This window comes from Stenotrophomonas chelatiphaga, from assembly GCF_001431535.1.
Lineage (GTDB): Bacteria > Pseudomonadota > Gammaproteobacteria > Xanthomonadales > Xanthomonadaceae > Stenotrophomonas > Stenotrophomonas chelatiphaga.
Window position 1 is genome coordinate 186,891 of record NZ_LDJK01000005.1, and the last position, 6,155, is coordinate 193,045.

General features: G+C 66.7%; 6 protein-coding genes. 2 read left to right on the forward strand and 4 right to left on the reverse strand.

Features of this window, described 5'->3' with window-relative positions:
• Nucleotides 1–20 precede the first annotated feature (20 nt).
• Together ABB28_RS02060 and ABB28_RS02065 are read left to right on the forward strand one after the other, a co-directional pair.
• The gene (locus ABB28_RS02060) at nt 21–479 is read left to right on the forward strand and encodes a cell wall hydrolase (RefSeq protein WP_057507014.1); all 459 of its coding nucleotides are present in this window, start codon (nt 21–23) and stop codon (nt 477–479) included.
• A gap of 88 nt (nt 480–567) precedes the next feature.
• Nucleotides 568–1,179 (forward strand): glutathione S-transferase N-terminal domain-containing protein, encoded by a 612-nt coding sequence (locus ABB28_RS02065; RefSeq protein ID WP_057507015.1) that lies wholly within the window; start codon nt 568–570, stop codon nt 1,177–1,179.
• Nucleotides 1,180–1,234: 55 nt separating this feature from the next.
• Here the strand turns inward: ABB28_RS02065 and ABB28_RS02070 are convergent, their stop codons facing one another.
• The 4 genes from ABB28_RS02070 to prpE all read right to left on the reverse strand — a co-directional run bounded on the left by ABB28_RS02070 (nt 1,235) and on the right by prpE (nt 5,814).
• Complete coding sequence (locus tag ABB28_RS02070) at nt 1,235–1,939, reverse strand: lytic polysaccharide monooxygenase (RefSeq protein ID WP_057507016.1); 705 nt, start codon at nt 1,937–1,939, stop codon at nt 1,235–1,237.
• A gap of 107 nt (nt 1,940–2,046) precedes the next feature.
• Nucleotides 2,047–3,135 carry a suppressor of fused domain protein gene (locus ABB28_RS02075; RefSeq protein WP_245625247.1) on the reverse strand — a complete coding sequence of 363 codons (1,089 nt, stop codon included), beginning with the start codon at nt 3,133–3,135 and terminating at the stop codon, nt 2,047–2,049.
• Nucleotides 3,136–3,250: 115 nt separating this feature from the next.
• On the reverse strand, nt 3,251–3,742 hold the full coding sequence (locus tag ABB28_RS02080; protein WP_057507017.1) for a hypothetical protein: 492 nt from the start codon (nt 3,740–3,742) through the stop codon (nt 3,251–3,253).
• Between the two features lie 191 nt (nt 3,743–3,933).
• A complete protein-coding gene (gene prpE / locus ABB28_RS02085) occupies nt 3,934–5,814 on the reverse strand; it encodes a propionate--CoA ligase (RefSeq protein ID WP_057507018.1) in 1,881 nt (626 codons plus the stop codon).
• Nucleotides 5,815–6,155: the final 341 nt, after the last annotated feature.

Sequence of the window (6,155 nt, forward strand, 5' to 3'; positions counted from 1 at the left end):
CATACGGAGCAAGGAGTTATATGAAACTGGCCTGGATTCTCTGGCTGTCGCAGTTGTTGCCGCAGCCGGCCGCTGATTCGTTGTGCCTGAGCACGACCGTTTACCTGGAAGCCCGCGACCAGACCGTGCGTGGCCAGCAGGCCGTCGCCGAAGTAGCCCTGCGTCGCCGTGACAGCGGCCTGTGGGGAGACTCGATGTGCCAGGTGGTGACGGCGCGCAAGCAGTTTGCCCCGACCATCGTCGCCCCCGGTACCCAGCTGGCCAATGACGCCGCTTGGCGCGAAGCGATGAGCGTCGCCTTCGATGCCGAACGCAACTGGGCCCTGCCGGTCAACGAGCGCAAGGAGATCGTGCCCGGTGCCAGCCACTTCGCGGCGCTGTCGATCGCCAGCCCGAGCTGGCGCAATGCCTACCAGGTCGCCACCATCGGCGATCACACCTTCTACAAGGTGCAGAGCCTCAAGCCGCGCCAGTCGTAACGGACTGTTGTGCCAGCGCGTCATTGCCGCGCGCTGCGGGCTCCGCGATAGTGTTGGCCTGATGCCACCTATCCCGCGCGGAGTTCCCATGAAGCTGTACAGCAAGCCCGGTGCCTGTTCCACTGCCGACCACATCGCCCTGCAATGGACCGGCCAGCCGTTCGAGGTTGAGCTGCTGGATCGTGAATCCCTGAAGAGCCCGGCATTCCTGAAGATCAACCCGGTCGGTTCGGTGCCCGCGCTGGTCGATGGCGATTTCGTGCTGACCCAGAACGCGGCGATCATGGGCTATATCGCCGATACCCATCCGCAGGCAGGCCTGGCAGGCGATGGCAGCCCGCGCCAGCGTGCCGAAGCGGCCCGTTGGCTGTCCTTCGTCAATTCCGACGTGCACCCGGCGTTCTCCCCGCTGTTTGCTCCGGGCAAGTTCCTGGCCGATGAAGGGCAGAAGGAAGCACTGGCTGCGGCCGCGCACAAGCGCCTGCGCGGGATCTTCGAACAGGCCGACGCACAGTTGGCCGACAAGCCGTGGCTGGCGGGATTCCGCAGCTTCGCCGATCCCTACTTCTACATCACCCTGCGCTGGGCCGCCGCGGCGAAGGTCGACCTGTCCGGCCTGGAGCATCTTGCCGCGTACAAGAAGCGCATGGACGCCGACGCCGGCGTGCAGGCCGCCTTGCAGGCTGAAGGGCTGGCCTGAGCCCCTGCCTGCCGGACCCGCGCGGGGCAACGCTGCCCGGCGCGGGTCCGGCCGCTCAGCGCTGGATGTCAATATCGGTGCAGTTGAAAAAGCCCTCGTTGCCGGCATCGTCGCGCTGCCAGTAGTGGTACAGCACGGCGCGGCCGGCCCGGTCCGCAGGGAGGGGCACCTTCACGGTGTACGTTGGATACGGTGTGCCCGGCACGGGTTGCGGCGCATCGTCGTTGTAGATTTCTTCCAGGTCGTCCCAGCGCAGCGCCCGGCTGCCGTCATACGACGGCTTGGACAGGAATACCCTCATCCACGACGGGTTGTGCGCCTGGGTGAGGTCCCACACCAGCTCCAGCCGCCCCTGCGCATCGGGGGTGACCGGCTGGGCCCTCCAGGGCTGGGTGGCCTGGTCCAGGCCGCGCTTGCGCGCATCGCCGCCGGCACACAGCAGCCCGTCGGGTACGGCCGCCTTGATTTTTTCCAGCGTGTCGCCCTTGTCCTGTGGATTGGCTGACACCTCATTCCACTGCTGGAATGGCCACGGATCCATGGTCTCACGGTACGCCTGTCGGCAATCCGCACCGGGTATCCCGCTGCCGTCGGCGGGCCAGTCGTAACCGCGCTCCTTGAAGCACAGGTATTGCCGGGCGATGGGCGACGCCAGCGCGCCGTGGGCGTGTGCGGGGCCCCCGGGAGCCAGCACACCGCCTGCCGCCACGGCCACTCCGAGGAGGATGGAAACAGCGCTGCCATCTACGTGACGCTTCATGGGCTACATTCCTATGTCAGACGCGACCGGAGCATGGCCGCACGGACATTGCACCGTGCCCACCAGGACGAAGCACTAGGACGACGCCACGGTACGCTGAGGCAGTTTCAGCCGATGAAGCGCAGGGGTTTTCCTTCGCTGTCGCGAAGACAGGAGCGCCGGATGTCGATCGACAGCACATCGGAGATGCGAGTCACGTCGGCCACCGGCCTGAGCGCCAGCCGCAGGCGCTCCCATGCGCCCGGCGAAAGCACGCAGGTCCGCTGCAGGTCATCGCCCTGCATGCGGTCCTGCTCGCCCCGTTCAAACGTCCAGCGCTTGCGCGGTCCGACGATCTCCAGCGGCAGGCCAGCAGCAAGGCGTACCTCCAGCAGCTCCCGCAGGGGCTCGGCCTGCCCTGCCCCGAGCACCAGGGTGGTGCTGCCGGACGCACCGCCGCCCTGCCAGTCCAGCATCTCCACCAGCAGCAGGCCGGTGGCCGCGCCCTGCGCCTGCGAACCTGCAGCAACGCGTGCGGCCAGCGCGGCATCGGACAGCGCGCAGGCGCGGCCGAGGTCGGTGATCCACAACGGCATGACCGGTTCCAGCGCCTCCAGCACAGCGCCGGTCGATCCGCGCAGGATCGCGGCATGCTCGTCATCGGTCAGGCCCACTGCCTGCAGGAACTGCAGACGGCCATTGGGGGTATCGCGCGGTGGCAACTGCGGGTCTTCGATGAAGGCAAGGTGGCGCAGTGCCGTGGCGTGATCGGCGGCAATCGGTCCGTTGGCGTCCAGGTGATGGCCCGCCTCCAGCACGTTGCCGGTCTGGAACACATAGCGCGCCAGGTTCTGCAGCAGGCTCATCGGCCAGGTCGGCGGGGTGTCCGCGGCGGTGCTGCCGGTTGCGGCGGCCAGCCGGAAGGTCAGTTCGAAGCCGAAGCCGCTGACCTCGGCGTCGTCGCTTTCCTTGTCGAACAGTTCCGACAGCCCGTAGCTGACGTAGTGCCAATGCGGGCGCCCCTGTTCACTCCAATAGACGCTGACCCCATCCAGCGGGTCCTTGCCGCCGAGGGTCCACGGCAGCGCCGTGCCGAAGTGACGTGGCACCTGGCGGGGATGCACTGCGCCCAAGGCCTGGCTGATGGCATCCCAGCCAGGCGTACCGTTGTCGTCGGTCATGGTGGTGGCACGCTCGGAAGCGGAAGCAATCTGCACGATGGAACCTGGACGACCCGGGCGCTCACTTTAGCCCAGCTGGCCGCCGACACGCAGGCAAAATGCGTCAGTTCGATTGAACATTACCTTCATACTGGGCCGATCCATTCACCCGCTAGCTGACCGCTACCGGTTCGAGCTGTTGTCGTGTTTCCTCCAGCCAACGCGAGGCCAGCGCGCTGCTGCGGGCCTTGCCGATGGCTGCCACCATGTCCGGCAGCAGCTGCTCCAGCGCCGCCGCATCAGTGCAGCGCTCGATCTTCAACTGCATGAAGTACCCCTTCAGGCCGAGGTGGCGGCGCACCGATGCACTCATCCAGTCGTGGAGGATGCGATACAGCTCCGGGTCCTGGCCGCGCCCCTCGGTCAGCGCCGGGGGGCGTGTCGGCGCCGCCGTGCCACCGACCTTCTCGATCAGTCCCTGTGCGGCCAGTTGTTCCAGTGCGTCCGGCGGTGCACGCAGGCCCGGCAGCAGCGCACGCAGGACATCATCATCGCGCTGGCCGTCGACCATCAAAAGAATTGATCGGAGGGCGGCAGGCAACCGCCGCGCGCGATCATCGATTTCCTGACGGCCAGCGGCCGTCTTGGCATGCAGCAGCGCCATCGGTGTTCCCCCTGTCTGGACTCCCAATGCCCTCGGCTGCGGCAGCCACCCCTGATCCCCCAGGCGCGGCGCCGTGTGGCAGCGCGATGACAGGCCGAGCTTAGCGCAGTCGGGCAGCTGGCGGAGCTGCACTGCAACACGCCCTTTGCGCGGGGACCGGCGCGTTGCCGCCTCCTGTCCCCGCGGACGGTTCAGCGTCCCAGTGCGCGCCGGATCTCATCCAAGGCCGCCGGGTCGTCCAGGGTGGACAGGTCGCCCGGATCACGCTGCTCTGCCAGGGCCTGCAGCGAACGCCGCAGCAGCTTGCCGGAGCGGGTCTTGGGCAGTGCGTTGACCACGTGGATGTGCGCCGGCCGCGCTACCGCACCCAGCGAGGCGGTCACCGCCGCCATCATTTCCGCCACCACCGGCGCCGGATCTTCACCGTTGAGGCCTTGCTTGAGGGTCACGAACACCAGCGGCACCTGCCCCTTGAGTTCGTCCTTGACCCCGATCACGGCCGCCTCGGCCACGCGCGGATGACCGGAGATCGCTTCTTCTATTTCGCGCGTCCCCAGGCGGTGGCCGGCGACGTTGATCACATCGTCGGTGCGTCCCAGGATGAAGGTATAGCCATCCTCGTCGCGGATCGCCCAGTCCAGCGAGCTGTACAGCAACTCCTTGAAGTGGCTGAAGTAACTCTGCAGGAAGCGCGCATCGTCATTCCAGACCGTGCTCATGCAGCCCGGCGGCAGCGGCGGGGTCATCACCAGCACGCCCTTCTGCCCCGGCGCGACCTCCACCCCGGTGTTTTCGTCGATCACCTTCATCCGGTACCCCAGGTTGGGGAACCCGGGCGAGCCGAAGCGCACCGGTTTCATGTCCAGTCCCGGTAGCAGGGTGAGCGCCGGCCAACCGGTTTCGGTCTGCCAGTAGTTGTCGATGATCGGCTTGCCCAGCGCTTCGTTGGCCCAGTGGGCGGTGGGCTCGTCCAGCGGCTCGCCAGCCAGGAAGATGTACTTCAGCGCCTTCAGGTCATGCCGGCGGATGAAGTCCACGTCGTGCTTCTTCAGAACGCGGATCGCGGTCGGCGAGGAGAACAGCGTGCGCACGTTGTACTGCTCGCACAGCGCCCACCAGATGCCCGGATCCGGGTTGGTCGGCAGCCCTTCGTACAGCAGCGACGTACAGCCGCCGATCAGCGGCCCATATACGTTGTAGGAGTGCCCCACCGCCCAGCCGACGTCGGAGGTGGAGAACATCACCTGGCCCGGCTGGCAGTCGAACACGGTCTGCATCGACTGGGCCATCGCCACCGCATAGCCACCGACATCGCGCTGCACGCCTTTCGGCTTGCCGGTGGTGCCGGACGTATACAGCAGGTAGCTCGGCTCGCTGGATTCCAGCCACTGCACGGGTACATCGACCTCCCCGACCTCGGCACGCAGGGTGGCGTAGTCCACGTCGCGCCCCGCCTGGCGCGGTTCGGCCGGGTCCAGCCCGCGCGACACGATCAGCACATGCGGGGGCGGATTCTGCGCTTCGGCGCAGGCCGCATCGACCATGCCCTTGTAGGGAATGAGCTTGCCGCCCCGCATGCCGGCATCGGCGGCGATCAGCAGCTTCGGCCGCGCATCGTCGATGCGCAGGGCCAGGTTGTGCGCGGCAAAGCCGCCGAACACCACCGAGTGCACGGCGCCGATGCGGGCGCAGGCGAGCATGGCAAAGACCGCCTCGGCCATGTTCGGCATGTAGATGACCACGCGGTCCCCATGGCCGACGTCCAACCGCTTCAGCACGGCGGCGAAATCGTTCACTTCGCGGTACAGCTGGCGATAGGTGATTTCGCGCGTGGTGCCGGTTTCGGTGGACACCGCGACCAGCGCGAGCTGGTCGGGACGTTCGGCCAGGTGGCGGTCGACGGCGTTGTAGCAGAGGTTGGTTTCGCCCCCGACATACCAGCGCCGGAATGGCGGATTGCTGTAGTCGAGCACCTGCCGTGGCGGCTTGTGCCAGTAGATGCGATTGGCTTCTTCGCCCCAGAATGCCTCCGGCTCGTCGATCGAACGGCGGTAGGTTTCTTCGTAGTCCATGACACAGCCCTCCCAGACAAAGTCATGGGATCGAGCATAGAGCGCAAGCAGCGGTGCGAACGCCCCGACCTTGGTCGTAGGTCAACGTCAACGTCAACGTCAACGTCAAAAGCTGCACACCGCTTGTTGGCGGGGCGGGGGGGCCGTTCAGGACAACCCGCAACAACCTCCGTCCAGGCTCACTTTTCGCGTTCACGCGAACAAGCGGACCCGCAACGCCACCGCCGCCCCCCCTCGACAGGTCCAAGCGTGCGACTGACCAGCGAGGGTCTTGCACGTAATAAACGCCGGCACTGTACGCACACACCTCGAGATGTGATCCGCTGGCAGAAGTGCCACAA

Bases quoted from the DNA above. Each gene is read 5' to 3' on its own strand.
- ABB28_RS02060 (WP_057507014.1), top strand. From the start codon at position 21: ATGAAACTGGCCTGGATTCTCTGGCTGTCGCAGTTGTTGCCGCAGCCG.
- ABB28_RS02065 (WP_057507015.1), top strand. From the start codon at position 568: ATGAAGCTGTACAGCAAGCCCGGTGCCTGTTCCACTGCCGACCACATC.
- ABB28_RS02070 (WP_057507016.1), bottom strand. From the start codon at position 1,939: ATGAAGCGTCACGTAGATGGCAGCGCTGTTTCCATCCTCCTCGGAGTG.
- ABB28_RS02080 (WP_057507017.1), bottom strand. From the start codon at position 3,742: ATGGCGCTGCTGCATGCCAAGACGGCCGCTGGCCGTCAGGAAATCGAT.
- prpE (WP_057507018.1), bottom strand. From the start codon at position 5,814: ATGGACTACGAAGAAACCTACCGCCGTTCGATCGACGAGCCGGAGGCA.